The organism is Streptomyces sp. NRRL WC-3626 (assembly GCF_000718785.1).
Taxonomy (GTDB): Bacteria; Actinomycetota; Actinomycetes; order Streptomycetales; family Streptomycetaceae; genus Streptomyces; species Streptomyces edwardsiae.
Map to the genome: position 1 here is coordinate 341,372 of NZ_JOCA01000002.1, position 25,703 is coordinate 367,074.

General features: G+C 66.1%; 19 protein-coding genes. 6 read left to right on the forward strand and 13 right to left on the reverse strand.

The features are described from left to right. Positions 1 to 166: 166 nt before the first annotated feature. The 5 genes from IF28_RS0104355 (at position 167) to IF28_RS40135 (ending at position 1,761) form a co-directional block, all read left to right on the forward strand. Positions 167 to 574 carry a hypothetical protein gene (locus IF28_RS0104355; protein ID WP_030214093.1) on the forward strand — a complete coding sequence of 136 codons (408 nt, stop codon included), beginning with the start codon at positions 167 to 169 and terminating at the stop codon, positions 572 to 574. After that, positions 567 to 1,079 (forward strand): hypothetical protein, encoded by a 513-nt coding sequence (locus IF28_RS0104360; protein ID WP_030214095.1) that lies wholly within the window; start codon positions 567 to 569, stop codon positions 1,077 to 1,079. The genes IF28_RS0104355 and IF28_RS0104360 overlap by 8 nt, the downstream gene beginning before the upstream one ends. A 165-nt stretch (positions 1,080 to 1,244) precedes the next feature. After that, on the forward strand, positions 1,245 to 1,496 hold the full coding sequence (locus IF28_RS0104365) for a hypothetical protein (RefSeq protein WP_030214097.1): 252 nt from the start codon (positions 1,245 to 1,247) through the stop codon (positions 1,494 to 1,496). A 23-nt stretch (positions 1,497 to 1,519) separates the two neighbouring features. Continuing rightward, positions 1,520 to 1,642, forward strand: coding sequence for a hypothetical protein (locus IF28_RS40130; protein WP_258039813.1), 123 nt, complete (start codon positions 1,520 to 1,522; stop codon positions 1,640 to 1,642). Next, positions 1,639 to 1,761: a hypothetical protein gene (locus tag IF28_RS40135; RefSeq protein ID WP_267883048.1), complete on the forward strand. Its 123-nt coding sequence runs from the start codon at positions 1,639 to 1,641 to the stop codon at positions 1,759 to 1,761. Before IF28_RS40130 ends, IF28_RS40135 begins: the two co-directional genes overlap by 4 nt. A 91-nt stretch (positions 1,762 to 1,852) precedes the next feature. On the opposite strand, the gene IF28_RS0104380 is transcribed toward IF28_RS40135, so the two are convergent. The 9 genes from IF28_RS0104380 to IF28_RS0104425 all read right to left on the reverse strand — a co-directional run bounded on the left by IF28_RS0104380 (position 1,853) and on the right by IF28_RS0104425 (position 20,739). After that, complete coding sequence (locus IF28_RS0104380) at positions 1,853 to 2,236, reverse strand: HU family DNA-binding protein (protein ID WP_030214098.1); 384 nt, start codon at positions 2,234 to 2,236, stop codon at positions 1,853 to 1,855. A gap of 133 nt (positions 2,237 to 2,369) precedes the next feature. Beyond that, entirely contained in the window at positions 2,370 to 2,735 is a 366-nt protein-coding gene (locus tag IF28_RS0104385) for a hypothetical protein (RefSeq protein WP_030214099.1), read from the reverse strand. 41 nt (positions 2,736 to 2,776) lie between these two features. Then, positions 2,777 to 4,450: a hypothetical protein gene (locus IF28_RS0104390; protein ID WP_158713659.1), complete on the reverse strand. Its 1,674-nt coding sequence runs from the start codon at positions 4,448 to 4,450 to the stop codon at positions 2,777 to 2,779. 67 nt (positions 4,451 to 4,517) lie between these two features. Beyond that, positions 4,518 to 10,064, reverse strand: coding sequence for a hypothetical protein (locus IF28_RS0104395; RefSeq protein WP_030214101.1), 5,547 nt, complete (start codon positions 10,062 to 10,064; stop codon positions 4,518 to 4,520). 176 nt (positions 10,065 to 10,240) lie between these two features. Further along, a complete protein-coding gene (locus IF28_RS0104400; RefSeq protein ID WP_030214102.1) occupies positions 10,241 to 14,287 on the reverse strand; it encodes a type IV secretory system conjugative DNA transfer family protein in 4,047 nt (1,348 codons plus the stop codon). A 135-nt stretch (positions 14,288 to 14,422) separates the two neighbouring features. Then, positions 14,423 to 16,489: a hypothetical protein gene (locus IF28_RS0104405; protein WP_030214104.1), complete on the reverse strand. Its 2,067-nt coding sequence runs from the start codon at positions 16,487 to 16,489 to the stop codon at positions 14,423 to 14,425. Positions 16,490 to 16,632: 143 nt separating this feature from the next. Next, positions 16,633 to 19,542: an AAA family ATPase gene (locus tag IF28_RS37480; RefSeq protein ID WP_078620845.1), complete on the reverse strand. Its 2,910-nt coding sequence runs from the start codon at positions 19,540 to 19,542 to the stop codon at positions 16,633 to 16,635. Positions 19,543 to 19,833: 291 nt separating this feature from the next. Next, positions 19,834 to 20,193, reverse strand: a complete 360-nt coding sequence (locus IF28_RS0104420) for an SH3 domain-containing protein (protein WP_030214108.1) — start codon at positions 20,191 to 20,193, stop codon at positions 19,834 to 19,836. A 207-nt stretch (positions 20,194 to 20,400) separates the two neighbouring features. Then, positions 20,401 to 20,739: a hypothetical protein gene (locus tag IF28_RS0104425; protein WP_030214112.1), complete on the reverse strand. Its 339-nt coding sequence runs from the start codon at positions 20,737 to 20,739 to the stop codon at positions 20,401 to 20,403. Between IF28_RS0104425 and IF28_RS39115 the strand changes: the two genes are divergently transcribed. After that, a complete protein-coding gene (locus tag IF28_RS39115) occupies positions 20,738 to 20,884 on the forward strand; it encodes a hypothetical protein (RefSeq protein WP_158697430.1) in 147 nt (48 codons plus the stop codon). The two genes, IF28_RS0104425 and IF28_RS39115, sit on opposite strands and share 2 nt — an antisense overlap. Positions 20,885 to 21,001: 117 nt before the next feature. Here the strand turns inward: IF28_RS39115 and IF28_RS0104430 are convergent, their stop codons facing one another. The 4 genes from IF28_RS0104430 to IF28_RS0104445 all read right to left on the reverse strand — a co-directional run bounded on the left by IF28_RS0104430 (position 21,002) and on the right by IF28_RS0104445 (position 25,644). Continuing rightward, a complete protein-coding gene (locus tag IF28_RS0104430) occupies positions 21,002 to 21,550 on the reverse strand; it encodes a hypothetical protein (protein WP_030214114.1) in 549 nt (182 codons plus the stop codon). Positions 21,551 to 21,732: 182 nt separating this feature from the next. Then, the gene (mobL, locus tag IF28_RS36970; protein ID WP_051713637.1) at positions 21,733 to 23,976 is read right to left on the reverse strand and encodes a relaxase MobL; all 2,244 of its coding nucleotides are present in this window, start codon (positions 23,974 to 23,976) and stop codon (positions 21,733 to 21,735) included. A gap of 94 nt (positions 23,977 to 24,070) precedes the next feature. Next, positions 24,071 to 25,120 (reverse strand): hypothetical protein, encoded by a 1,050-nt coding sequence (locus tag IF28_RS36975; protein WP_051713638.1) that lies wholly within the window; start codon positions 25,118 to 25,120, stop codon positions 24,071 to 24,073. Continuing rightward, entirely contained in the window at positions 25,120 to 25,644 is a 525-nt protein-coding gene (locus IF28_RS0104445; RefSeq protein ID WP_030214121.1) for a hypothetical protein, read from the reverse strand. Before IF28_RS0104445 ends, IF28_RS36975 begins: the two co-directional genes overlap by 1 nt. Positions 25,645 to 25,703 lie beyond the last annotated feature (59 nt).

Consider the following 25,703-nt stretch of genomic DNA (forward strand, 5'->3'; position numbering starts at 1 on the left):
AGGGCCCGTGCCCCGGCTCCGCACCGTGCGGGACTGGGGCACGGGTCTCTTCTTTCCCCTAACCGCTCCGTCTCTCAGAGGCGCAGCGATCGACCATTCGATGTCCTTATCGACTCGGCGAACAAAGTCGTATGCGAGTCGATGACAAGCTATTTAGGCTGAAGCTATGACTCACAACAGCAACGCTCACGACAACGGCACTCCCGACGCCGAGCTCCCGAAGTTCTCCGTCAATGTCGTCCCGACCGACCAGCTCAGGCGCGAGGACCTCGCCACGATGCTGAACCTCTATCGCCGCGGCGAGATCACGCCGCTGATCTTCGGGGACGGCAACAAGCCCGAGGCCGCGATCATCCCCTTCGCCGCGTTCGTGCGCCTCATGAAGTACGACCACGCGGCCCACGTCCACGCTGAGGCTGCTTTCCAGGCCGAGCTCTCCCGTCGCACCCAGGAGTCCGACGCTTCCGGCGAGGCGAGCATGACCATCGAAGAGCTCGCCGAGAGCCTTGGCCCGCTCGGTCAGCAGTGGGCGGATGGGCATCGTGCTGCCCAGCAGGAGAAGCGTGATGAGTGAGCGTCGGTCTCCCGTCCGCCTTCTGCCGACGACCGGTCTCAAGCAGGACCTCCAGACGCTCCACGACGCCGCGGTGATGCACCCTCATGGACCGGAGGACCGGCTCCTGCGCGTGGCTCTCAACCAGCTGGGCCGGATCCAGCAGGGCGCGCCGAGCACGCACCCGCTGGAGTACATGCCCAGTTATCCCGACCTCTCTGATTGCGAGACCACGTACGTCGGCGCGGATCCGAATGCGAAGCCCTCGCACCGGATCGTCTGGCGGGAGCGCGCGCCCCAACGCCCGGGCGAGCCCGTCACCCGCGAGATCATCGCCCTGGGTGAACGCGCGAACGGGCAGGCCTACTACATGGCCGGCCAGCGCCTCGGTCGCCCCCTGGGCTTCACTCTCGCCGAGCTGGCTGCGCAGCGCGAGCCGATCGCGAGTCCCTCACGACCCCGACAGCGCTCGATCAGCAGCTTCGGCACGCCATACGCGGGTGAGCCTGACCTCCAGTTCGAGTGACCTGTAATTCGCGATTCTTCTGACCATTGATGGTTTCTCATAGAATGGAGGTAATAGCTATTTGATAAGAGCGAGATGGTGGCGATGTACGACTACGAGTCAGTGACCCAGGCGGCAGCTCTGGATGCTGAACCCCAGTCCAGCACAACCGCGGGACGCCGCCGGTTGATCAGTCCTCGTTGCGCCCTCTTCGTACGGCGCGGCATCGGACTGGCGATCGCCCTCGGCATGGCCTACGGCACCTTCCACGTCATCTTCCGCACTGAGCTGTTCGCCCCCGTACTGGCCTACGTCGGACCCGTCAGGGACTTCATCGGCTGGGTGGTCGAGGACCCGGGGCGGGCCTGGATCGCGCTGGCGGCCCTCGTCATCCCGCACATCGGGCTGTACTACCTGCTCTTCGAGGACCGGAAGTAGTGCGGGGCGTCATGTGTAGGACCATGTTCAAGAGTGCTCGTGCCATCATCGCTCTCGGTCTGATCGGCGGCGTCAGTCTGGCGGTCATCGGCGGATGGGTCACCGGCTTCTTCGCCTCGATCGCGAGCACCGTCGCCGGCCTGTGAACGACTTCATGGGCTGGATCAACTCGCCGCTTGGGTGGGAGCACCTCCTCGCCGGGGCTGGCGTGCTCATCGTCCTGGTCATCGTGCTCGTGCTGATCTTTGCCATCGCCCACGGCTGAGCGTCGCAACTGGGCTCGTCCCGCCATAAAGAGAACCCCCGTGATGCCTGTGCATCACGGGGGTTCTCTTTTTCTGCTGGCTCCTCGTTGCCTACGACGCGGCCCGTAGCTCACGATCCTCAATGACGTTCTCGAACTCGTCGGCATCCTCGATCATCCCGTAGGTCTCCGGTGAGATCTCGTCCTCATCGCCGCCGAGCCGGCGGTTGAAGCTGCTCGACGCGGAGAACTTCAGCACCACGTAGTCGTCGACGTTGCTCTTGCCGAAGCGCACCTTGTGGCCCTTGTGGTCCTGTCGGTAGAAGCGGCCGAAGCTCGTGAGCACGACCGTCTCTCCGCAGCTGACTGCGCCCGTGAGTTCGCCGAGCAGCGACTCGTACACCTTGTTCACCACCCGGATCGGCAACCCACTGCGAGTCGCGACCCGAGAGATGAACTCGCGCTTACTGACACGCGGATTCGTCGTCGTCTCCATACCCACACCCTGTCCTGTCGTCCTTCATGACGCGGTTTCGCTGAGAAACCAGTCTATCGAAGATAGTAACGAGTCGAGAAGGAGAGACGGGCTTATAGAGTGCCACTCGCTACGCTTGTCTTGGCCCATTCGGCTAGAGCTCCAGATCCAGCTCGATCTCCTCCCGGTCGTCCTTGGGCTCGTAGTCGACCGATTCGATGCTGTTCCGCGTGTTCGGATCGCGGCGCTGGTTCACGACCCTGTCGTGGGACTCCTCGAACCGCTGCTGCGCCGCTACGCGGTGGGCGGCATCGAGCTTTGCGCCGATGTTGCGCTCCCCGAACTCCATCATCGAGCCCAGCGCCGACTTTGTGCCCTGCTTGATCGCGTTGACGTTCGGCTTGTTCTGCGCCCGCTGCTGCTCCCATCGGCTCCGGTCCTCCGGCGTGACGTAGCCGAACATCCGCGCAAAACGTGAGCCGAACCTGACCTGCTGTCCCTCATTCTGTTCCTGGCTCATGGCCCTTCCTCCTGCTCCTTGTTCGTGTTCTCGGATCGCCCTCAGGCGGGCTGGTAGTCCTCGGAATCGGCCTCAGCGTTCGGGCTCTCGTTCTGCGGGCCGGCCTCCTGCTCGGACGACGGACCCGTAGGGCGCGACCGCGGCTTGAGCCGCTGCTCCTCGAAGAAGGCACCCGGGTCGTCGACCGCCGTCTGCAGCGTCTGCTGCCAGTTCTCCCCGAGGCTCCGTTTCAGCTCGGCCTCAAGATCCGGGTACTTCTCGTTCACCGCCTCCATCGCGTCGACGTAAGCGTTGGAGTAGACCCGCTGCTGCTCCTCGGGCGGCAGGCCGTCGATGTCCATGCTCGCGATCATCACCTCGGACTGGTCCAGGCGGTGCTGGAGCGTGTCGGGCAGTCCGCTGGTGTCCAGGCCCTGCTTCTGTGCCGCGAAGCCGACCAGGTAGCCGAGCATGTTGCCCCCGTAGCCCTCTTGGTCGCTGCGGCCCAGCGCGTCGAGCAGCGAGGTCTTCATCGTCTCGGCGAGCTGGACCTGGTGGGCGTCCGCATCCATGGGCCGGCGCAGCGTGAACATCCCGTCCTCGGGCAGACGCTGACCCAGCTGGTCGTCGAACTCCCCGCTCCAGACCGTGCGGACCCGGTCGGAGCCTGCGATCCGCTCCTCGTGCGCGGGAGCCTTGACGATCCGGCCGTGGGCCACGCCGTTGAACATCGTGCGCAGCTCGGGCTCGTACTCCATCCGCTCGCCGATGATCATTCGCGCGCGCTGGACGACCTCCTGGCGCTCCAGGCCGTCTTCGCGCATCTGCTCGTGCAGCCGCTTGCGCATCGCCCGGTAGCTGTCGCGGATCAGGCCGGCGTCCGCGCCCGGCTCACGCATCTTCCAGAAGGCGTTCTCCATGAGCGCGACCTCGGTCATGGCTGCCGAGTCCGGGGTGAACATCTCCCGGTGGCCGCGCTCACGGTGCTGCATGGCGTCGAAGCGCTGGCGCCACTTCTTCGTCAGGTGGTCACGCGGATCGGTGCTGCCGATGAGGCGCTCGCGCCGGGCGTCGCTCGGCACGTCCTTGAAGATCCTCTGCCGGTGCGCGATGCCGCTCTCGGCAGAGGCGATCATGCCGCGGGTCCTGGTGTCGATGCGTTCCTGGATCTTGTCCTTGAGGGGCTGAAGGTAGCTGTCCATCTCCTTCTTGAAGTCCGGGGCGAGCATCCGCATCGTCATCACCATGCCGACGGCCTGGATGATCGAGTTGGCATTCACTCCGCGCGAGAGCGGCTTGAGACACGACTGCATCATCATCTGCATGTAGACGTGGTGCATGACGCCGAGCTCCTGCGTCCGTTCCTCGTCGTTGAAGCCGGGCACCAGCAGCTTCGAGTCACGCAGCGAGGCCATGTACTTCTCGCCGGCCAGCCGCGTCTCCGCCCGAAGCTTGAGCATCTGCTCGCGCTGTTCCAGGCCCTCGGTCTCGTCCTCTGCCCGGTCGACGTCGATCCCGTGCACGCGCTCGCGGTCGGCCATCCGATCCTGTGTCTTCGCGCCGAAGAACCCGCGAGCGCGGTCCCGGAGCCACTCGCGCCAGGCGCGCGAACCGTCGGCGTCCTCCGGTCCGGGCTCGTCGATCACCTCGGCGTCGATCGGCTCGTTCGAGCGCGAGTCCCAGTAGGCGTATGCGCTGCTCTGCGGCTCGTCGGCCTGCTGCCGATCGTCGTCCACCGGAAGCTCCTTGGCCGCGCGCGGGCGGCCCGCAGGGCCCGTTCCCAGTTCCTTGTGCTGTGCCATTTCAGTAGCCCGCCCCGTAGTCGTCGTCGCCCTGCGGCTGATCGATCTCGATGCTCGGCGTGTAGACCGGGCGCGACGCGCCCACGCCCACGGCATGCGCAGAGCGGCGGTGCGAGCCGCGGGTGCGGGAGGCCCCCGCGTCCTGAGAGATCACGTCGCGCTTGACCGCCGAGTCATCGACGGCGATCGCAGCGCTGTCCAGGCCCTGCGCCTCGGCGGAGCTCAGCTGATCGAGCTGCCGGGACATCTCCGCCCGGGCCTTCCGGGTCCCCGAGGACGCGAACTGCTCGTTCTTCTCGCCGTCGTAGACGCTCTCGCGGTTCTTGGCCGCCTGCACGAGCGCCTCGAAGCCACCGCCGTAGGCCATCCGGTCCATGACGGTGCCCCGCAGCGACGGGTCCTCTTCGAGGTTGCGGATGAGCCCGGTTTTCGGGTCCTCCAGCGAACTGGCCACGCGGGCCACGTAGGCCGGGTTGACCGTGACGCCGAAGCCCTCCTTGGACTCGTAGAACTCGATGAACTTCTTCTCCCACTCCTCGGCCGTGGCCTGGACGGGCTCACCGTCGAGGAATGCCGTGCGCCACTGACCGGGGCCGACGTGTTCGATGCTGCGGCCCCTCCAGAGCTCGCGGCCGGGGCCCTGGAGCATCGCGTACTTGTGCCGGGCCTCGGCGGCGTCGTGCTTGGCCTGCAGGATCGACTGGGTCACCGGGTAGGTGACCTCCAGGACGGCCTTGAGGTCTTCGCCGCGCAGCGCGCGCACGGCGCGCTGGCTGAACGAGCCGCCCAGGCCGGTGCCGTGAGCCTTGATCGCCGTGGCGAACATCGAGGCTTCCTGGTCGGCCTGCGTGATGCCGGGCGTGCCCTGCGCATCGCCCAGGTTCCGGGCGTAGTCGGTGAGCTTCTTCTCGCTGCCCTTGGCACCGGTCTCGACGCAGACCTCGCGCACGCTCTGCAGGTGCGCCTCGCGGTCCGAGAACGTCAGTGCCGCGCCGAACTCGCCACGCTGCGCCTGGCGGTACAGCGCGCTCAGCTCCTCCGTCACGACCTGCTGGTCGAGCTTGATGTCCTCAGGCGACTCTGCGCCCGTGAGCGCTTGCAGCCGGAGCCGGTTCGCCTCGCTGCGCGAGCTCTCCAGCTCCTCAGCCAGAGCAGTGTCCTTGGAGAGCGCGACCTGGGTGTCCAGCGAGACCTGCATGGCCAGCGGGTGCGAGCCGTCGCCCTTGACCACGCCGGTGTCCAGCAGGTTGGCCGGCACCGAGAGCTTCGCCAGGGCTTCCCCCTTGGCGGCCTCGCTGTGCAGCTTCACCACGGCGACCGCGTCGCCGTCGAAGTCGCCGTCGAAGCAGGCGTCCATCACCGGGTTGATCGCGGCACCGGTGAGCCGGTCGTCGATCGCGACCCGCATGTAACGCACGCCGGCGTCACGGAGCACCGGGTCACGCCACACCAGCGCGTGGTCACCCTCGGCCAGCCCCAGCTGCTCGGCCTTGACCGAGCTCAGCGCAACCTGGTCGACGTCCAGCCGCGGGTCCGCAGTCCACACCATCGTCGCCGAGTCGGTCAACCGCGAGGCCATCAGCCCGGTCTTGAAGATGTTGTTCTTGCCCGTGAGCACCCGGTTCTGCACGTCGGTCGTGATCGCCTCGAAGGCGCGCTGAGCGCGCGAGACCGACTCGCTCATGCCGCGGCGCACCTCGGAGCGCTTTTCCGCGGACAGACCCTGGCCGTCCAGCTGCTCGGTCATGTAGCGGTAGCGGCAGGCCTCGACGAAGACGTCCTGGTAGCTGCGGGTGTAGTCGTGCGTGACGGAGGACCCGTCCTCGAACTCCTGGCCACTGCGCAGATGTGAGGACATCACCGGCAGCTTCCACGAGCTCGCGCTCACCGTCTCGGTCTGCTCACCGGTCGGATACGTGAGCGGGAACGGGATCTCCATGTCGCCGCCGCGGTCGCCGATGAGATTGCCGAAGGACTTGCGCATCGCCGTGGTGTTCAGTCCCGGGAGCTGGCCCTCCTTGCGCGGCTGAGTGCGCAGCAGCTCGGGCATCGGGATGAACCGGCGCTCGGGGCGCTCGTCGATGCCCTCGGCCTGGCCGACCACCCGCAGTGTGCCGTCAGCCTCCATGTCCATGCCGGTCACCAGCAGGTACTCGCGCAGGTTCGACTCGGCCCCGCTGTTGTGGCCGTAGAACTCGCCCATGATCGCCGGGCAGTCCTGAGACTGCAGCGCCCAGGCCAGCTGCGAGGAGGCTTTGCGGCCCTTGCCAGCACGCACCTGCTCGTCGTCGTAGATCTTTGTCTTCTCGTCGACGGCCATGTGGGTGACCACGAAGCGCATCTCGCCCAGGGCACTCGGCCGCAGTTCTCCGTTGGGGGAGCGCAGGTCGGAGACGTTTCCGCTCATCAGCTCGCGCGCCGAGCCCGCGTTGCGCCGGGAGATCAGGCTGAACGGGCTCATCACTACGTCCAGGCCCGGGTTGGCCCGGAACCAGTTGACCTCTTCGACGACATCCTGCTCCTGCGCGTCCTGCAGCGGCATGTCCCGGTCGACGATCAGCGAGATCACGCCCTTGTTGCCGTGCAGATCCGAGATCTTGTCGCCCACGACGAGATCGCGCTCCTGGCCGCCGGCGCCGCGGATGCGGTGGCGCTCGGCGAACTCCTTCGACACCACGATCGGGTCATCAGCCGTCCAGCCGCCGAAGGTCATCAGCGCCGTCTTCGCCGGCGCGGTGACCTCAGAAGACTGCATGATCGTCGAGGCCGTCATCTGCTGGCGGTCGAACGGGTCGTACCGCAGCGTCTCGAGCTCGGGGAGAGCCATGAGCGGCGCACGCTGTCCGGCCACGCTCTCGTCGCCCGGCACGATCTGGCCGTCGGCGTCGACCTGGGCCTGAGTGGTCAGGTACCGCACGATGCCCTGGTTGGTCGCGCCTCCGGTCATCACCGGGTCGAAGTAGCCGCTGGGCGCAGCGACGTTGTTCCGGTCCTTGCCGGTGAGTACCGTCATGTTCCGCCCGCCGGTGAGCCGCCAGGCGTCGAAGCGGTTGTCGTCAGCCGGGTCAGTTTGGTCGCGCTGGGCCCGGTACTCGGCGTAGATCGTCGAGCCGGCCTTGATTTCGTTGGAGTAGCGCACACGGCGCGCCTCGGTCTGCAGGATCGCGGCCGTCCACTCGTCCAGGTGCTCCTTGATCTCGCCGGTGGACTCGTCGAGCTGGTACGTGGTGGCGCGCTCGATGAAGTCGATCGGGTGCTTCGTGCCGTACAGCTGCGAGTAGACCGCGTTGAGCGAGGAGGGCTCGCCGGTCTCGCTGCGCCCGGCGATGAGGTCGCCGGCGATCTGGTACTGGATGCGCTCGTGCATGAGCTGCTCGTAGCCGCGCAGGCGCGTGCGTTCCTCGACCGAGGTCGGAGCCTCGCCCGGAGTCTGGGCCGTGATCGTGGCCTCGTAGCCCGGCACGACCAGGGCGTTATCCCCGCTGGCGAAGGCGGTGGTGATCTCGCCGTACTCGCCGACATCGAAGACCTGGCCGATCTCACCCGAGATCGGAGTCCCCTTGCCGTCACGGCGCTGCTTCTCGCCGCTCCAGCGGATGACGCCCTGCTCGTCGACCAGGATCTCGGAGACCGTCGCCGCGTTGCGCTCGATGCTCTCGCGCACGGTGGCCCCGATGCGCCGCATGAATGCAGATTCGTGATCGGCGATCGGCACGGAGCGCTCGGCGTCGAAACGGACGAGCCGGTCCTTGAACCGGGTCGTCTGGAAGGTCGAGCCCATCATCTCGTCGGGGGAGATTCCGCAACGACGAAGCGCCGAGGCGAGGTTGTCGAGGTTCGACCACTGCCCGGTGGGGCTGGTCATGTACCGCGCCACCCGGTCCGGGTTGAAGCGCTGGTCGACCCACTCGCCGTCGACGTCGTGGGGCTCCGCCTCCCAGGTCCCGATGAGTTCGAAGGGGACGTCCTCGGCGTGCTGCCGGACCTTCTCGACGGCGGTGCCGCCGTAGACGAGGTTGCCCATCTCGGGCACCTCCTCGGCCTGCAACTCGCCGATCTCCTCCAGCCTTTCCTGGTACATCTCTTCGGTCGCCCCCGGGCGCAGCAGATCGCTGTGCGCGCCGGTGAGGACGTCCCAGTAGGAGCGCTGGATCGCAGCGACCTCAGAGTCAGCCGAGTACTCCGGCGGCTCGATCGCATCCAGCTGTCCGCCGGTTCGCTCCAGCTCGGCCTCAGCACGAGCGATCAGGTCTTCGACGCCAAGAGCTGCCTGCAGGTTCTGCCGCGCGCTCTCGACGGCGGCCTTCGCGTAGGCCTCAGCGGGCTGGGCGTCGATGAAGAAGGTCGGCAGGGAGCGGTTCTTCGCGTCTCGGCGCAGCATCACCTTCGACCCGGGCCGGGGACCGGACTCGCCCGGGGCCACATAGTTGCCGACCACGAACATCGACTCCCGGTCGACGTGGTAGCTGTCGGGCACATCCACCAGCGTGCGGCCACGGCCGCGCTCCTGGTGCGTCGTGCCCATCTCGCCGGCGGCGTGCCCCGGAAGATCCGTGCGCTCGATGCGGTGGCCCTGGGCGAAGCGCAGCAGCTGAACGGCTTCCGTCGGCGAGGGGGAGTAGACCGCCATGCCGCCGGGGACCCGGTAGTTCGTCGAGTAGCGCAGCACGGTGCCGTTGTCGTAAATCCGGGCTCCGGCGTACTCCTCCTGGCGCGTGTCGGTGAGGCGGATCTCCATGCCGGTCTGGGCGATCTTCGCCTTGATCTGACCGGGCTCGCGGTCGCGCATCACCTCGTAGGACACGCCCTGGGCCTTCAGCTCTTCGAGCAGTGCTGCCGAGCGTGCCACGGCGCGCCGGGACATGAAGCGGTTGCGGTCGACACGGTTCGTCTGGGGATCTCGGCCGCCGTCGATGACCCACTCGCGGACCTGGTCGTACTCCTGCTGGCTCATCTTGTCCATCAGCGCGGTGAGCCCAGCGGCGTCATCGTTCGTCATCGCTCGGCCGGCCTCGAAAGGTTTGCCCTCGTCGTCGATGCGCCAGAGCACCATGTTCCCGCGACGGGGATCGGCTAGGGTCTTCACCTCGCCGCCGGCCACGCGTGCGATCGTCTCGTCCGGCAGGTACACAAGCGCAGTCCCGGCGCGCTTCACGGTCGCGCGTTCGGACCAGTCGGGGTCGTAGGGGCTGATCGGCAGCCGGGCCGACTTCGGGTCGGCCTGGGCACCGACGCCGGTGGCACGGATGAACTCCCGCTGCGACTGCTGGTAGCTCTCGTTCTGCGGGGAATGGTCACCGAACTGCGGCTCGTAGTCAGACACCTTCTCCGCGAATGCCTGGTCGATGGCGGTGAGGCAGTCCGTGACGCCCAGCCGCGGGTCGGCCAGCGCGGTGCCCCGCTGTCCGAGGATCTCGTCGACCCGGGCGCGGATCGCCTTGGCCTGGGAGATCGGGATGACCTGTCCGGTCTGATCCCGGGCCTGCTCGACTGCCTTGTAGTAGACGTACTCATAGAAGTACCTGCGCAGTCCGTGTGCCTTCTTCATAGTCAATCAGCCTCTGTGGACGCTCGGGGTTACATAAGCATGTATAGAGCCTACTCTGCCTATCGAAAGGAAGTGAGGGGTCATCCAGAAAGGCCAGTGCCGAGGCAGTCTCCCTTAGTCGAGAGACGACCTCGGCACTGGCCGTGATCCTTGGCTGGCCCCCAAGTGGCCGTCGGCTACTTCGAGTTCATCTCGATGGCCATGGCCCGGTCGAACCGGCCGTCGGCCAGTACCTCCCAGCTCGGCAGCGAGGCCAGGTACTGGTAGAAGGCCGAGTGCACCTTCACCGTCGCCAGGGACTTCAGGTCCTCCTCGGTGACGTCCCCCTCCGCGAACACCCGCGAGTCCTCGTTGTTCACATGGCCGTTGATCCGGCGGGCCGCATGGGCGTACGCGTCCGAGCGGATCTGGCTGATGTACGTCTGAGACCCGTCGGCGCTGCGCAGCTCGCCGTCGCCGCCGACCGAGAAGTGCTCGCGATCCTGTTCCAACTCGGTCTGCGCCGACTTGTAGGCCTCACCGATCTCGATGTCCAGGCTCTTGACCTTCGCCGAGCCGTCGGGGTTGACCAGCATCTCCTTGCTGATCGTCCCCTCGGCGTAGAGCAGACGCTGCCGCTCGGCGCTGACCGCCTGACTCTCGGCGACCGCAACCCCGACCTCGACGTTCTCGATGAACTGGTCCTCGTCGAACATGCTCATCCCCTCGTACGCGTCGGGGTCGACGACCACCGGAGCGTTGGGGTCCTGGCCCTCGTCGACCGTGGTCATCGTCGTGATGACCTCCATGACCTCGTCGGCGTAGACATCGGGATCCAGGCGCTCGATGTCGACCTCCTGGTAGCTGTAGATCTCCTTGTACTGCGCCTTCGCGTCTGCGGCCTTGACTGCCTGCCGCATGCGCTTCTCCAGCATCTTCACGAAGTCCGGCTGGTTCATTCGCACGTCGAAGTCCATGGCACTGGACAGCGTCGGGATCGTCTGCAGCGAGTACGTGTGCCCCGGGTGCTTGATCGTGTTGCCCAGCAGCCGGAACGACATCGGCAGGATCGTCTGGTTGCGGTTCCAGATCGGCGCGTCGCCGGCCCGGAAGACGATCGAGTTGCGCGGCGAGAGGAATGCCATGTCGTTGTAGCTGATCAGCGGCTCTTCCTTGGTGTTCATCGTGTAGGAGACCCGGCCCTCGGTCTTGCCGCCGATGACCTTGTCGAGATCCTGGCTGATCTGCTTGCTGTCACGGTACGACCGGTGCGTCTTGCCGCTCATCTTCTCCAGCGTCTCGATCATCGAATCGTCCGTGGACTTCAAGAAGACGATGTTCGAGGTGTTGCCCTGTACGATCTTGTCGACGCTCTCGCCGTAGACGTCGCGCAGCTGCTGCAGGGTCTGCAGGATGAGCGTGAACTGCTGCTCCTGGCCCAGGCCGATGGAGAGCATCGTCTCGAAGCCGTCGATGCCTTTGCCCTCGGACTGCAGGTTGCCGAGCTCGTCGAGCATGAACCGCGTGCGGTAGAGCGGCTTCTGGTTCGACTTCGTCATGTACGCCTGGTCGGCGCTCACGTCGAACAGCTGCTTGACCAGGATCAGGATCAGCTTCGCGTACTTCATCAGGTGGGGTGGAGTCACCAGGAACAGCGCCTTGGGGGACTCCGAGTAGCGCGACAGCGTCTGCGTGATCGCCCGTGCCTGGTACGAGACCTTCTCCGGGTTGCCGACGCCGGAGAAGTCGAGTCGCGTGTCCGGGTAGAGCGTGTCCCCGGGCTGGAAGGACAGGATCTTCCCGTCCCGGGTGCCGCCCTCACGCACCGGCTTCAGCTCACGCATCACGCCGTTCTTCACGATCTTATTGCCCGTCACCGGCTCGACCACGTAGTGCCGGCCGTTGAGCGAGACCTGGTAGTTCTTCGTGAAGCTGAAGTAGAAGGTGCGCACCAGCATCTTTGTCTGCGGATTGACCAGCTCCAGCTTGAGCCAGGCCTCGTCGTCAGGGAACTTGCCCTTGAAGTTGTACCGGGCCCAACCCTCGCGGCCGACGATCTCCTCGTGCTCGAAGTCCTCACCCAGGTGCTCGGTGAACATCGGGTCCGCGTAGGCCGACCACACGGCTTGCTGACCGACGAGGTGGTCGCGCTTGACGTAGTTCGGCGCGAAGCGCACGCCGAGGCGACGCGGGAAGCTCAGGCCGGCCAGGTCGGTGTTCTGCGAGGGCTTGCCCGAGGTCAGCGTCGAGATCGTGGGGTCGGTGAAGAACGACATGGCGGTGATCGCGATTCCGTACACCGAGGCCAGCATCTTCTCCGCCCCGGCCATCGAGCGCAGCGCGTTGTGGGCGTTGCCCACCAGCGTGCGCATGTTGTTGCGGGGCAGCTCCTCGCTCGCGTTGAAGTACAGGCTGAGCATGTCCTGATCGGCCTTGCCCTCCCACATGAAGGCCTGGGCCGCAGCCTTCTCCTGCTCCTCGGCCAGGGCGTCCTCGTTGTTCTCGAACTCGCCGGCCTTGACCCGCTTCTCCAGCTCGGCCTCAGGGTTCTTGATCTTCTTCGAGCTCATCTGCACGAAGAGCTGGTAGCAGTTGTAGAGCGTGGCCTTGCCCCAGAGGTCATCGAGCTTCTGCTCCAGCAGCGCCGGGTCCATATTCAGCACGGCTGCGGCGCTGCGCAGCTCCCGCTCCTCCTCCAGATAGAAGTCGATGAGTCCGTAGGCCGCGCGCTTGAAGGCGTTGTTGGCGGCGTTGGGCCAGACCGGGTCCTCGCCGCCGTCGAGCGGAAAGAAGATCCCGGCGATGTTCTCCACGTACAGCGCGCACTTGGTGAAGTTGCCCTCACGCGCCGCGTCGGCCGCCAGTCCCAGGGGGTTGTAGATGTCGGTCTTCATGGAGTTGATCAGGTTGAACTGCACCGGCTCGAACCCGCGTGTGACCAGGGGCACGTAGTTCTTCACCAACAACTCGCCCTTGGGGTCGTTGATGACCATGTTCGAGGGCTTCTTCTCCCGCGACCACATGTCGATGATCGGCTCGATGTACGTCTGGCCCTTACCGGCTCGGGTGATGGCCAGCACCATGGTGTTCACCGGCGCGGTATCGACCACGTACGCCCCGGCCGGGCGCTGGACCTCGTACGCCGGGAACTCCCAGTCCTTCTTGATCAGGTCAGCGACGGTCTTGTACGTGTCCGATCCGAAGCCGAGCTTGTCCCGGTTCTTGCCGTCAGGGTTGTACGGGATCCGTGCCGTGTCGTACTTCTGCCGCAGCGTCTTGTCATCGGGGAGCCCGGATGCCTCGAACAGCTCGTCGCCGAAGTCTTCGTCGATGATCGGCAGGGTCTGCGTCAGCGGATCGCCCTCGTCGTCGTCCATGACCTCGCCAGCGTAGTAGACGAGGTTCCCCTCCTCATCGATGACGTCGTTCTTGGCGCGCTGGGCGACCTCGACGGTGCCCAGGCCCTTCTTCTTGAGCATCATGTGGCTGAGCATCGAGCTGACCTGCACGCTTGAGTGAGCACCGGCGTCGGGGAACCAGTCGTAGTTTTGCTGGATCTCTTCCGGCAGGGAGATGTGCTGGTCGTTCTGGTACTGGTTGATGTCGCTCGTGGTGTTCATCAGGTTCGCCGCGGCGACCTTCCGCGAGAACCACGTACCGATGATGAGGGCGACCATCAGACCCGAGCCGAGCGTGATGAAGAGCTTGAACCCCGAGACGTCGGCCAGCTGCTCGCCGACCGTCGTCTCGCTCTTCTTGGGCTCAGCCGGCTTCTCGGCGCTGGGCTTGCCGTCCTTCGCCGCGGTGTACCAGCTGGGGACCGGAACAGCCTCAGCGCTGTGGTAGCACTTCGCCTTCACGTCCGGGTTGCCGTCCTTGGCCAGGGGCCGGTAGCACTTCACGACCGAGCCGCCCGCACCCGTCGTGGTGTCCTGGACGTAGTACACGCTCGGCTTGCCGGTGCCGTTGCCGGGCACGCCCGAACCCACGGACGCGCCCACCGAGAGCACCGCCGTGGCGATGAGGGAGTAGAAGACCCAGGCGACGATCGTCACCAGCACGCCGGTAATCACCGCGACGACGATGCCCGGTCTGGTCGACCTCAGAGTCAGGAACGTGCTGCGGTCCAGCTGCTGGTTGTCGTGGACGTCTCGGTTCGTCAGCGTCTCGCCGGGCGTCCGCGCCGAGATCTTGTCCCAGCTGCTCGCCTTCGGCCGTGTTGCCTTCCGCCTGTTCGTGGCCATCGTGATCCCTTAATCTCGAGCCTCGCTCGTCCTGCTGTCCTGCTGTCCGGTGCGCCTGCCTGCGCAGACGACGACGGCGCATGGGGAATGCGCCCATGCGCCGTCAGATCACCCCGTCGGTCATGACCGGTCCGCTCAACGGGTCAAGACCACCCCGACGATGAAGCCGGCCGCGCCCATCAGGAGCGAGAGCGTGACGATCATGACGACGAGGATCTTGTTCGAGCGGCTTTGCATCTCGGAGGCCCGCGCCAGCTCGTTGGCGTAGGACTCCTTGTCGGCCTGCATCTCCGCCAGGCGCACCTCATACCGCCTGGCCACTGAATCCTCGACCGTCGACAGCTGCTGGAGCAGGTCGGTGACCCGTGCCACCTGGGAGTTGGTCTTCTCCTTCTCCAGGTCGAGGTTGTGCTGCCACTCGGCGTCCCGAGCCGTCATCTGCGTGATGGCGTCCTTGCGGTTGCGTTCGAGCTCGTCCTCCATCCGGCGGATCCGGTCGGCGTGCTCAGAGCGCACCGACTCCAGGAGGTCCTGCTGCTCCCGGCGCAGGGCGCCGATCTCGTCCGTGGTCCGCAGGTGCTCGGCCAGCGCCTCGGACTGGGCGATGTCGGCCTTGCGGTTGTCGTCGACGATCCGCTGGATCTCGGACTTCCACTGGTTCAGGCGCTCTTCCTCGGCCGCCAGGTATTTTGACTGCTGCTCGGCCAGCACCTCGAAGATCCGCGTCTGCCCGGTCTGCATCTTCAGCGTCGCGTCCGAACGCCGGACGCGCAGGATCTCCTGCTGGTTGTGCGCGTGGGTGTCCTCGATGTCCCGCTCGATCCCGGCGATGGAGTCGGTCTGCTCGCGCTCCATCTTCGAGCGGTTGCGCTCCTTGTACTGCAGTTCCGCCGAGAGCGCCGCCTGCTGGGCCACCTTGGAGGCCTGAGACTCGTAGTCCTTGGCGATCTCCGCCCGGCGGGCCCGGATCTTCTCATCCTTCTCCGTCTGCCGCTGCTGGTGCTCGGCCTCGGCGGCGTCCTTGAGCAGCTTGTACCGGGAGCCCGCGCGGTCGGTGGCCACATCGCGGATGACCTGCTCGGTGTGCGCCGACATGAGGTTGACGTAGAGCGCACGCAGCTCATCCTCATGCGCGGAACGGAGCTGCATCAGGTCTGCGTTGGCCTGCCGGTTGAGCTGGGCGACCTGGTCCCCGAGCCACTCCGTCGCGCCCTCGGGCACAGCGATCTGCACGACCGGCGCGCCGATGGCGAAGGTTGCGTTGAACTCATCGAGCCGGACGTCCAGGTCCAGCTCCTCGGAGAGGAACCGACGGGCGATGACGTCGCGCACCTGGGCCTGATCGGCCAGCAGCACAGTGTCGCCGGCCTCCTGGTAGTCGCCCTCGACGCCGTAGCCGGCGTCGGTCTCGTCGAAACCCTCGTAGCCGGCCACCTCGTCGCCGTCGTAGTCCGGCTCCGACTCGACCGGGACGGCGCCCGCGTCGTCGATACCTGCGGCGTCCTCGCCGAGCATGGATGCGTCCGCCCCTTCATCCGCGTCGACGACGTCGCTGAAGAGCGGCTCGTCGTCCAGGCCCTCGGCAGCCCCCTCGTCACCGGGGATTCCGTCGAAGATCGCATCCCCCTCGTCCTCCCCGAGGACCGCGGGGGCAGTGGCTCCAGCTTCGGCGACCAGGCCGCTGTGCTCCTCCCATGCCTTCTTGCCCACGGCTTCTTCGAGGCTCGTGGTACCTGCAGCGACAAAGCGTGCCTGCGCGAAGGTCGCATCGTTCACGAGATCGACGAGCAGATCGCCGCTGGGCTTCTGCCACACGACGGCCCAGGCGTAGGTGGCACCGGTGAGCAGCGAGTACTCCTCCATCCGCGCGAGAGTCTCGTCGGTGGGGATGATGCCGAAGACCTCCTCTTCGAGCATCTCCGCCGTGGCCACCGTGCGGATCTGGTCGGAGCTGATGAGCTCGATGATCGAGCCCTTCGCCTCGTCCCGGCCGTGCCGCTTGCTCAAGCCACCGATCGAGTCGGCTGCGAGCACGAGCATCACCCAGGCCGTACCGCTGGGAAAGACGAACTGCGTGTTCGACCGCAGCAGCTCTACCGCCGCCGGGATTGCCGTTTCTCTCACCACGGAGGCCAGAAGCTCGTCGGGCTTCTTCTTCCGCTCCTTCCTGCGGCTTCCCGTTGCCGTACCCAGAATGCCCATTGATGCACGATCCCTCCGCTAATAAAACACAGTTCACCTGATTTATGAGTATCTTATCGCCTCTCTATCGCGATAGGCAATCATGGGGCATGGATGGGCTATCGACTCGTGAGTCGACTCGTTCCCGCCGTCCTCGGACCGGTTCATCGCACCGCGCTGACCTCGACGTAGGCGTCGGAACTCAGCAGGTTCTTGTCGTCGCTGACCAGGTCGCCGACGACGTCGATGCGGATACGCCGTTCCGAGGGGTGCTCGTTGAGGAAGGTCGCCACCGCGGTGGTGACCTCGTCGGTCAGCTTCGCCACAGCCGCACGCGCACCGCCGGCATCAGAGGCGGTATCGCCCTTGTCCTCGATGAGGTACTGCAGGACCCTCGCATCGACGTCGATGCGCACGTTGTGCTTGACGAACACCTCCTGCACCATCTGGCGCAGCTTCTTCCGCACGATCTTTTGCTGCGTCAGCAGCGACAGCGGCTGGAAAGGCACGATCGCGTCGATACGACCCAGCAGCTCGGGCGGAAATCGGTTGTCGCCCGTCGTCGAGGAGATCGAGCGGCGGATGAGCTTCTCGTACTCCAGCAGCTGCTTGCCCGACCCGGTGTCGTCCGCCGCGTACTGCGCGATGTCCTTGTAGATCTCCGAGCCGGCGTTCGTCGTCAGCACGATGTAGGTGTTGAGGAAGCTCACCTCGCGGTTGTTGGCGTCGTTGAGCCGGCCGTCGTCGAGCACCTGCAGCAGCACGCGTGTCACCATCGCCGAGGCCTTCTCGACCTCGTCGAAAAGCAGCACAGCGTGGGAGAGGGCCCACACGCGCTTGGTGAGCTCAGAACGGAACGCCGCGAACGACGAGTCCTCGGCGTACTCCGTCATGTCGAACCGGATCAGGTGCCGCTGGTCGTCACCGAACAGCAGTCGTGCCAGCTGCTTCGTGAGCTCCGTGTTGTGCGTGACCACGAACTGACCAGCCTGGTAGAGGTGCTCCTCGTCGTTGACGTAGATGCACGACGAGCTCTGCTGCTCCGGCAGCTTCTCGATCGACGCGATGCCGACCATGTCGAACTTCTTCACGCGCTTACGACCCGAGGTCTCGATGGCCGCGCGCCGTGCGATCTCCTGCTTGCGGGGGAGGGAGAAGAACCCGGCCTTATCCTCGTTGCCGACCTTCACGTGCACGCCGTACTCGACCAGTTCGCGCCCGTCCTCCTTCGTGCGTGTCCACGATTTGATCGTGTTCGAGACGCCGAGCGAGAACAGCACCTCCCTAAGGTCCTCCGTGAGCCCCTTGGAGAACGTCGAGTACGAGACGTTGAAGCGGTCGTTCGAGGCACCGATCGATCCGTCGGTGTCGAAAAGGCCCCGCACCAGCGCCCACCGCTGCTGTACCGATCCGTGTTTGTACCTCTCCGGGATACGGCGCTCCGCCGAGCGCGCACCGATCAGATCGGGAACCGAGGCAAGCACGTCCTTCGTCTGGTACAGCGAATCGCGGCGGTCCTCCACCGGGCCAACACCGACAGGGAAAACCCAGCTGTAGTTGCGTCCGTACGACTTCGGTGCCGACCCCAGCCATTCGCCCACCATCCACACGGTGTGGTCGGCGTCGTCCCCGTCAGACGAGAGCGTCAGCTGCCTCTCAGTGAGGCACCCGTTACCGATGAGGACGCCCAAGACGTACGGGTCGACGTCGAAGTCCTGCTCCGGCCAGTGCACCGGTCCGTTCGCCGGGATGAAGAACTTCAGATCTTCCCGAGAGTCGCCGGGGTAGGTCCGCACGACGCCACGCTCGACCATTTCCTGCGTGCTCAGGACCATCGGCGCGACGTCCTTGCCCGCATGCTTCTTCGACCGCTGCTTGGCTGTGTAGACCGTCCACAAGTGCGGTCCTCCAACGTCGAGAGTCCGGCCGTCCCAGAGCGTGACCCGGTAGACGTCCTGCATGCCCTGCGGGAAGTGTCCGAGCACCTCGACCGGGTGACCTTGGCGACCGAACACTCTGTCGCCCGGGACCAGGTCGCCGTGCAGCTTCCAGGTGGTCTCGCCGTCGCTCGAGTAGACAGGAACCTGCGTCGAGTCGACGCAGAATTTCCCCGTTCCCGTCGATCCCGTGAACAGCAGGCTCGCCATCGGCTTCCCCTTGTCGTTGAGGTCCGCCACCGACAACTGCAGACGACGCGCCACCGCGCCGGTCGCCCAGTCCTGGCTGAACACCTTGGCGTCCAGCTGCTTCTTGATCTTCGCGCCGTCGACCCGGAATGCGACGTTCACGTTCAGGGACTCCATGAGCACGTCCGAGAGCAGGTCCCGATCCATCGGTCGGTGCGTCAGGCGATGCCAGCCGACCATGGAGTCGAGCACGAGGATCGACTTGCGCGGCTGGGCGCTGGCCGGCATGTAGCGCTGGGTGTACTCGTAGATCTGCTGGAAGACGTGGTCGTCGTAGAACTCGTCGGCCACCCCGTACCGTTCGGCCATGCCCTGCAGGATCTTGATGGTCGTCGCCTGGTCCGGCGGGTTGAGGTTGATGCGCTGCAGGCGCTCGACGAGCGGCTGGTTCGGCGAGATGTGCTTGTGGAACTCCTCGTAGGTCGTCGCCGCGATGATCCTGATGCCTCGGGTTCCCGAAGCCGCGAGGACCGGCTTGATGGCCTCGACAGCGGCGTCGGAGAGCTGGATGATCTGGTGGAACTCGTCGATGAAGAGCACCACTTCGTGCTTCTCGTCCTTGACGAAGTCCTCGGCCTCGTCGAAGAAACCCTTGAGCTTCGAGGCCATGTTCTCGGCGTTGCCCGCCTCGGAGATCATGCGCGCCGGGTCCACCTCCAGGTAGAGGCGGCCCGGATCCACGAGCATCGTGGCCTGGACCAATGCGGTCTTTCCCGTTCCGGCCTCGGCCAGTAGAAGCGCATTGCACAGCTCAGGGCGGCTCATCGAGGCCAGCAGCTGCATCGTCTCGTGCTCACGGCCGACGATGTCGCGCTCGGCCTTCTTCAGTGGCTCCGAGAGCTTGGACAGGAGTGGGTAGCGCTCGTTGAGCTGTGCCTCGTGGAACATGCCGCGCAAGACCTCTCGACTGGACTGAAGATTTAACTGGAAAATCAGTCGAAACCCTATCACGGGTAGCATTCGATAGGGCATTGAATGGAGAATGCGAAAGGCCCCGGAGTGAACTCCGGGGCCTTTCGTTCCATGCACTGGTCGCGGGTCGCTCACTCGCCGTATTCGGACTCGCGGAACCCTGCCGGACTGGGGTGAGGGCTGGAGTGGAAGCGCGGCGCCGAGGGGGCAGGCCAGGCGGAGGTGCCCCGGGCCGGGCGGCCCGGGGCACGGAAGTGAGGCGGTGCCTCAGTCCAGGCACATGCGCACGTCGCGGTAGACGTACTTGCCGGAGACCCAGCCCGTCTTCTTGGTGTTCTTGTCGGTGATGTACACCCAGGTCGCGCCCTTGGTGGTCTTGTGCACCGTGAACTTGTGCGACTTGTAGAGGACCCCGACTGCGGTCGACTTGGTGGTCGCCTTCGAGCGGATGGTCACCGCGCTGGTGCCGTGCACCGCCCACGGAAGGTAGGGGTTGGTGGTGCAGGACGAGGCGGGCACCGCGGTGGCGACCGACTGCGGCGCGGCGGTGGCCGCCGGGGCGGACAGCAGCGGCAGGGCGACGGCGGCCGCGGTGGCCGCGAGTACGGCTATGCGACGTGCAGACATGTGCAAACCTCCATAAAAGGGGTGTGGTTGGGTAGGGGTGTGCCTCGGCGAGAGGTTGGTGGGCAGGCGCTGGCGGGGTGTCGTGTCACCGGCGTCGCCAGGGGCCTGGAAGGCAGGCCTGGCCGTGGTCAGGTCAGGGCGTTTCTGCCAGGTCGCTCCAGGAGGGAGCGGTCTGGGGGCGCGTCGCGTCGGCGTCGCGCGGTGGTGCTAGAACCAGCTGGCGGCGACCCGGCCCTTCGTGCCGTACGAGCTGGAGGAGAGACTCTCCCCGTAGTACCAGCGGTTGCCGTACTTGTTGACGGCGGAGCACTCCACCCAGAACTCGCCGGCGGAGTCGAGGTGGCCCTTGGACTTGTATGCCACGCCGGGGCCGGTGCGAATGTTCGGCCACTCCAGGTTGGGGCCCCACACGGAGTGGTTGCGGTCGTTGCGGGTGCAGGCGGACGAGCCGACGGCGGACGCGGGCGTGGCGACGGCGGCGAGGCCGCCGAGCAGGACCGCGGTGGCCGTCGTCGTCATGACGGCGTTGCGGATGGCGGATCGCATGAGAAGAAACCTTCGGTTGGAGGTGTTCGTCGAGGTGCGGGGGACGCTGGAGACGCGGCCCCCGCCCAGCGCGGCGGACGCGCTGGGGATCTGTGGATCAGCCGTGCGAAGCTGGCTGATCGCCCTGACGGGAGCGGCGCCGTGAGTACGTCGAGGCACCCACGGCAGCGAGGCCGACAGCGAGCATTCCGCTTGCGACGACGGCGAGTTCACCAAGTGACATCCAGGGGCTTTTCGAACAAGGCTTAACTCGACCTCGGTCTCAGCCGACCGCCGGCTCGTCGACCTCGACCTCAGCTGCCTGCTCCTGCTTGGCCTCGGGAGCCGGGGCCTGAGCCCGCGACTCCTTGGCCGCCGCCCGTGCCTCGCGGGCGGCGCGCATGGACGCGAACTGGTTGTCCAGCGTCTTGTCGTCGACCTTGAACTCGGAGGCCTCGACGGACTTGGTGTTGACCACCAGGCCAGTGCCGCGCGTCGCGGGCATCACGTTGCCCTTGAAGCCGTAGATGGTGCCGACCTCGTTGCCGTCCTTGTTCAGGATCGGCTCGGTGTTCGGACCCGCGGCCTTGATGATCTCCTCCATCTGACCGGTGGAGTACGGAGCGCCGTTGTTGTAGCGGACCTTGCCGTCCTCACCCTGAACCCGATCGGACTTCAGATGTAGGTTCGTCTGCTCCGGACCGCGCGGATCTCGAGCGTCGAGCTGGACGTCGGCGTACTGGGACTTGCCGTCCTTGGTGACGCCGTTCTTGTAGACCTTCGCGATGAGGTTGACTCCGGTCATCGCGCCCTTGCCCTTGAGAAGTGCCATGATCTCTTCCTTCCGCTTGTTCCGACTGCCCTCTGACAAGTCGGCCGCGATCAGTCACATCGTCCGGGCAAGGCATTGAGTCCCGCCGAACGCTCTTTACGCTAATACTCTCATAGAGCATTCGACAAGACTGGAGACTAGTCTTTCTGTCCGCGTTCGAAGTCGGTCGGGATAGGGGATGACTACGAGTCGAATACCATTCCGGCATCCGCTGTGGTCACAGCCTGATCGACCTGGGCCTGGACCCGCACGACGAGGCCGGCGTCCAGTGACGAAGCCTTGGACCGCCGCATCCGCTCGGCCTGCTCGCGCTCGGCGCGCAGCTCCGCGATCCGGGAGCGCAACACGAGGGTGCTGGCTTTTTCGTCCGTCTGCTGAGGTGCCAGCTCCCGGGAGACCCGTGTCATCGCCGCGACATCGTCCACCGGCAGATCGGGAATTGCCTCGGCCTGGCCGGACTGGTCCAGGTAGTCCATCGCCGCCAGCAGCAGCCGCCGGCGGTCCCTGGTCGTCTCGACGAAGGTCTGGTGTGCGTGCGGCCCGATCTCGACGTCGGTGACGAAGTCGTAGCCCAGGTGGTGCAGGTCCAGGGCCTTGACCTCGTCGAAGTCATACGCGGCACCGGCGACGATCTTGAAGTCCGTGCTGACCGCGTCGGTCTCCGTACTCGCCTGATCCTCGGCGCTCGACCCCACGCGCAGCACCAGGCCGGAGGAAGCGAGATCGGCCCGCAGGTTATTCAGCTTCTGGTCATAGGACTGCTTCATTGTCCGGATACGCGCGTCCAGCACCGCCCGGCCGCGCTTGCCCTCGGTCAGGAGCCTGCCGCCGGGCTGATCGTAGATCGTCCGGCCCAGGTTCTCGGCCTCCTCGGGGTCTTTCATCCGCTGCAGGGAGGCATCCGCGCGCAGCGCCATGAGTGAGAGCAGCCGCTGGCCGTAGGTCGCCACGTCCTGCTCCTGCTCGTACCACTGGCCGCCGTCCCCGGGGAAGGGCAGGAAGTGCCGGTACTTGCTCATCAGCCGCCGGTGGTAGTTCTCCTCGAAGCGGTAGAAGTCGTAGAGCGGGCGCGAGTCCTCGGCGGCGACGTCGGCCTTCTCGGCCTGTTCCCACTGGTGCGCGAGGTCGCGGTAGACCCCGGCCTTCTCCCGGTGGTGCTGCAAGCGTGAGGCGTAACTGCGCAGCCGGAAGCCGAAGGAGACCAAGTCGGCCTCCCTATTCTCGTCTTCGCCCTGCCGGTCCGCAGCGAGCACCGCCATCTGCTGGTAGTCCATCCCCATGACTTCGAGCATCGGCGTGCGCACCCGCAGCTCCCACTCCGGCATGGCCCGCAGCATCTGGTAGATGCCGTTGACGGCGCGCTCCATGATCTGCGTACGTCCCTGCTCGACCAGCTTCTGCCATTCCTCCGTGCTCAGAGACTCCTTCGCGCGGCGCTCGTTGGCGTAGTCGACGATGCGTTCCATGGCCTCCGGCATCGGGGACCCGGCACGGTCGAGTTGCTCCTTCACGACCTCGGTCACCAGTTGGTTCGCCTTGCGCATGCGGGCGTCATGCGAGCCGGCGCGCCACAACGATCGGTCTGCAGGCAGGCAGGCGAGCAGGAACTGCGGCAGGGACTCGGCGCGGATCCGCTCGTGCGCCCACCGCTTGATGAAGGTGGTGACGTTGCGCCGCTCGTAGCCGACGGCGCTGGAGAGATGAGCCACCGCATGCTTCTCATCGAGCCAGGCGTCAACACCGCGGCGGAGCCTGGACTTGTGCCGGTCCAGGAGCTTGCCGCGCTGCGTACCGTTCTTCGTCACCTGGCCCCGGCCGCCGTCGACCATGGCCAGGTGGCAGTGCACGTGCTCGGTGTCGACCTGGATGACCCCGACGTAGCGCAGGTCGTCGAAGCCGCTGGTGCCTGAGCTCATCCGCTCCAGACCGTGCATGATCGCCATGCGCAGCTTCATCTGGTCGATGTGGCCGCGGTAGTCGCCGCGTGCCTCGCAGTGGAAGTCCTGATCGACGATGCGGTGCTTCCTCAGGTACTCCTCGTCGAAGGACAGCACCGTCTTGAGCACGGTCTTGCCGTTCTCGAAGTGCTGCTGGATGTCGTTGCCGGCCGCGCGCAGCTGCTCGTCGGAGAGTGAGACCGAGCCGTAGCCGAAGGCCACGCCGCCGTCGCCCTGGGCCTGGCGCATCTCATGCTTCGCCGCGCCCCGCGAGATACCGGCGCGCTCAACGGCAGACTCCCGCGCCATGTAGCGCATGATGAAGTCGTCGGTGCGCAGGCGCTGGATGGGAGCCAGCGACTCGGTCGCCTGCTCGCGGGCCATGTACCGAGTGACGTAGTCGCTTGGCGTCGCACCGCGCGATCCCCTGCCGCCGGGCAGCGGCACGCTGAATTCGTTGACCACGATGATGTCCTGCTTCAGGCCCATCGTCGCTCCCTTTCCTGTCTCGGTACCGATGCACTACGGCCCCGGCTGCTGTTCGCCAGCAACCGGGGCCGCGCTCGTCATGCCTGATACGTCCTCAGGACCCCAGGCTCTGCTCGCCGTCCTCGCCGAAGTCCAGATCGGCCGCACGCTGGGCCACCTGGCGCTTGCGCTTGTCCAGGCTCGGGACGGGCTTGACCTCACGTCGTCGGGTCTCCTGTTCCTGCTCCTCCAGCTCCAGGTCGAGATCCAGGTTCGGGTCGCGCTGCGCCTCACGGGCCGAAATCGGGGGAGCGAACGGCTCCTCCTGCTCCTCGGCCGGGTGCAGAGCCCCAGCCACGCGCTCCCGGTAGAGGTTCTCCGTGGTGCCCTCGGTGCTCGCGCGCTCGGTCTGGTACTGCTCCCGTTCGGCGGCGATCTCCGCCTCGATCTGCTGCAGACGCGCGCTCATGCCGTCAGCGACCGGCGCTGCCTCAGGCACGGGCGATCCGACGACCTGCTTGACCTCGGTGTCCAGGCCCAGCTCGTCCTCGGTGAACAACGAGTTGATCGCGTCCGAGCGCGCCTTCAGCCCACGTGTATCGACTACGGCCTCAGCCCGCGGGACGCCGTCCTTGGAGTGGTCGGCGAAGTAGCCGGCGAGGTCGTAGCCGCTGGACTCGAGATCGATCTCCAGGCCTCCGATGTCGTGGATCTGGGTGAAGACCACGGGCGCATCGCCTTCGGTCTGCGCCCCCGACGGAGCGAGGACAAGCATGTCCGCCGTGGCCGGCAGCTCCCACTCGATCCCGGTGACCTGCTCGGGCACGGCGAAGCCGCTCGTGAAGTAGCCCTTGCTGGCGAGCACGACCAGCTGCTGGTCGTCGAACTCGTAGAAGGCGTCTACCTTCTCGCCCTGGCCGGGGGAGTAGGTCACCTGGGAGATGCCGAACGGCAGGGCCTTGGCCGGGGTGACCGAGCGCAGTTCGCCCGTCATGTGCAGATACGGGCGGTAGTTCTCCTCCTTGCCCCGGTGCTTGAGGTCGAGCGATGCGACCATGACGCCGAGCTCGGCGGTCACCCCCTCCAGCCGGTACGTCTCCACTCCTCGTTCACGCAGGACACGGTGGGCCCATACGTCGTTCATCGTCAGTCCTGCGGTGCGCATCACTTGCTCCTCTTGCGGTTGGTCTTGCTCTGGTTGGTGATCTTGGTCCTGGACTTCGGTGTGACGTCGGCGCCGGTCGCCTCGCCCCGGGCGTCCCGGATCTTCGCGATCATCCGCGTTGCCCAGCGCCACATGCCGCGCATCACGACGATCTCGCCCGCGGCGAGCAGTGCGACCAGGAAGAGAAGCGGCATCAGCCACATGGCGATGGTTCCGTCCGCACTGAGCGCACCCCGGGATGCGCCCGACCGCTGGTGCAGCCATGCGCCCAGCAGCGGGATGATGACCCGGGCTGTGATGAACGCCAGCAGGTAGTCGGCGAGAAGAACGATGGCCCGGAAGAACCCCGCCCACACCACGACGGAGAACCTGCCGGTCTCCTTCTTCGGGGCCAGACGCCGCCATCCAGTGCGCAGCTTCGAGTCCTTCTGCTCCTTCACGGGCTTCACCGTGGTCTTCTTCGCCGTCGCGGCCGTGCTCGTCGGGGCGGTCGTCTCGGTCTTCTCCAGAGTCTGGGTCGACATGTTCGTGTCCTTACGTCTCGTCGGGGTCTTCTGGGACGCGTGCTGCAGCGGTGGGCGCT

What these genes read in the sequence shown, in the direction of transcription:
- IF28_RS0104360 (WP_030214095.1), top strand. Translation starts at nt 567, where the DNA reads ATGAGTGAGCGTCGGTCTCCCGTCCGCCTTCTGCCGACGACCGGTCTC.
- IF28_RS0104400 (WP_030214102.1), bottom strand. Translation starts at nt 14,287, where the DNA reads ATGGCCACGAACAGGCGGAAGGCAACACGGCCGAAGGCGAGCAGCTGG.
- IF28_RS0104445 (WP_030214121.1), bottom strand. Translation starts at nt 25,644, where the DNA reads ATGTCGACCCAGACTCTGGAGAAGACCGAGACGACCGCCCCGACGAGC.
- mobL (WP_051713637.1), bottom strand. Translation starts at nt 23,976, where the DNA reads ATGGGCCTGAAGCAGGACATCATCGTGGTCAACGAATTCAGCGTGCCG.
- IF28_RS40130 (WP_258039813.1), top strand. Translation starts at nt 1,520, where the DNA reads ATGTTCAAGAGTGCTCGTGCCATCATCGCTCTCGGTCTGATCGGCGGC.
- IF28_RS0104405 (WP_030214104.1), bottom strand. Translation starts at nt 16,489, where the DNA reads ATGGGCATTCTGGGTACGGCAACGGGAAGCCGCAGGAAGGAGCGGAAG.
- IF28_RS39115 (WP_158697430.1), top strand. Translation starts at nt 20,738, where the DNA reads ATGAGAAGAAACCTTCGGTTGGAGGTGTTCGTCGAGGTGCGGGGGACG.
- IF28_RS0104420 (WP_030214108.1), bottom strand. Translation starts at nt 20,193, where the DNA reads ATGTCTGCACGTCGCATAGCCGTACTCGCGGCCACCGCGGCCGCCGTC.
- IF28_RS36975 (WP_051713638.1), bottom strand. Translation starts at nt 25,120, where the DNA reads ATGCGCACCGCAGGACTGACGATGAACGACGTATGGGCCCACCGTGTC.
- IF28_RS0104395 (WP_030214101.1), bottom strand. Translation starts at nt 10,064, where the DNA reads ATGAAGAAGGCACACGGACTGCGCAGGTACTTCTATGAGTACGTCTAC.
- IF28_RS0104430 (WP_030214114.1), bottom strand. Translation starts at nt 21,550, where the DNA reads ATGGCACTTCTCAAGGGCAAGGGCGCGATGACCGGAGTCAACCTCATC.
- IF28_RS0104425 (WP_030214112.1), bottom strand. Translation starts at nt 20,739, where the DNA reads ATGCGATCCGCCATCCGCAACGCCGTCATGACGACGACGGCCACCGCG.
- IF28_RS0104385 (WP_030214099.1), bottom strand. Translation starts at nt 2,735, where the DNA reads ATGAGCCAGGAACAGAATGAGGGACAGCAGGTCAGGTTCGGCTCACGT.
- IF28_RS0104380 (WP_030214098.1), bottom strand. Translation starts at nt 2,236, where the DNA reads ATGGAGACGACGACGAATCCGCGTGTCAGTAAGCGCGAGTTCATCTCT.
- IF28_RS0104355 (WP_030214093.1), top strand. Translation starts at nt 167, where the DNA reads ATGACTCACAACAGCAACGCTCACGACAACGGCACTCCCGACGCCGAG.
- IF28_RS37480 (WP_078620845.1), bottom strand. Translation starts at nt 19,542, where the DNA reads ATGTTCCACGAGGCACAGCTCAACGAGCGCTACCCACTCCTGTCCAAG.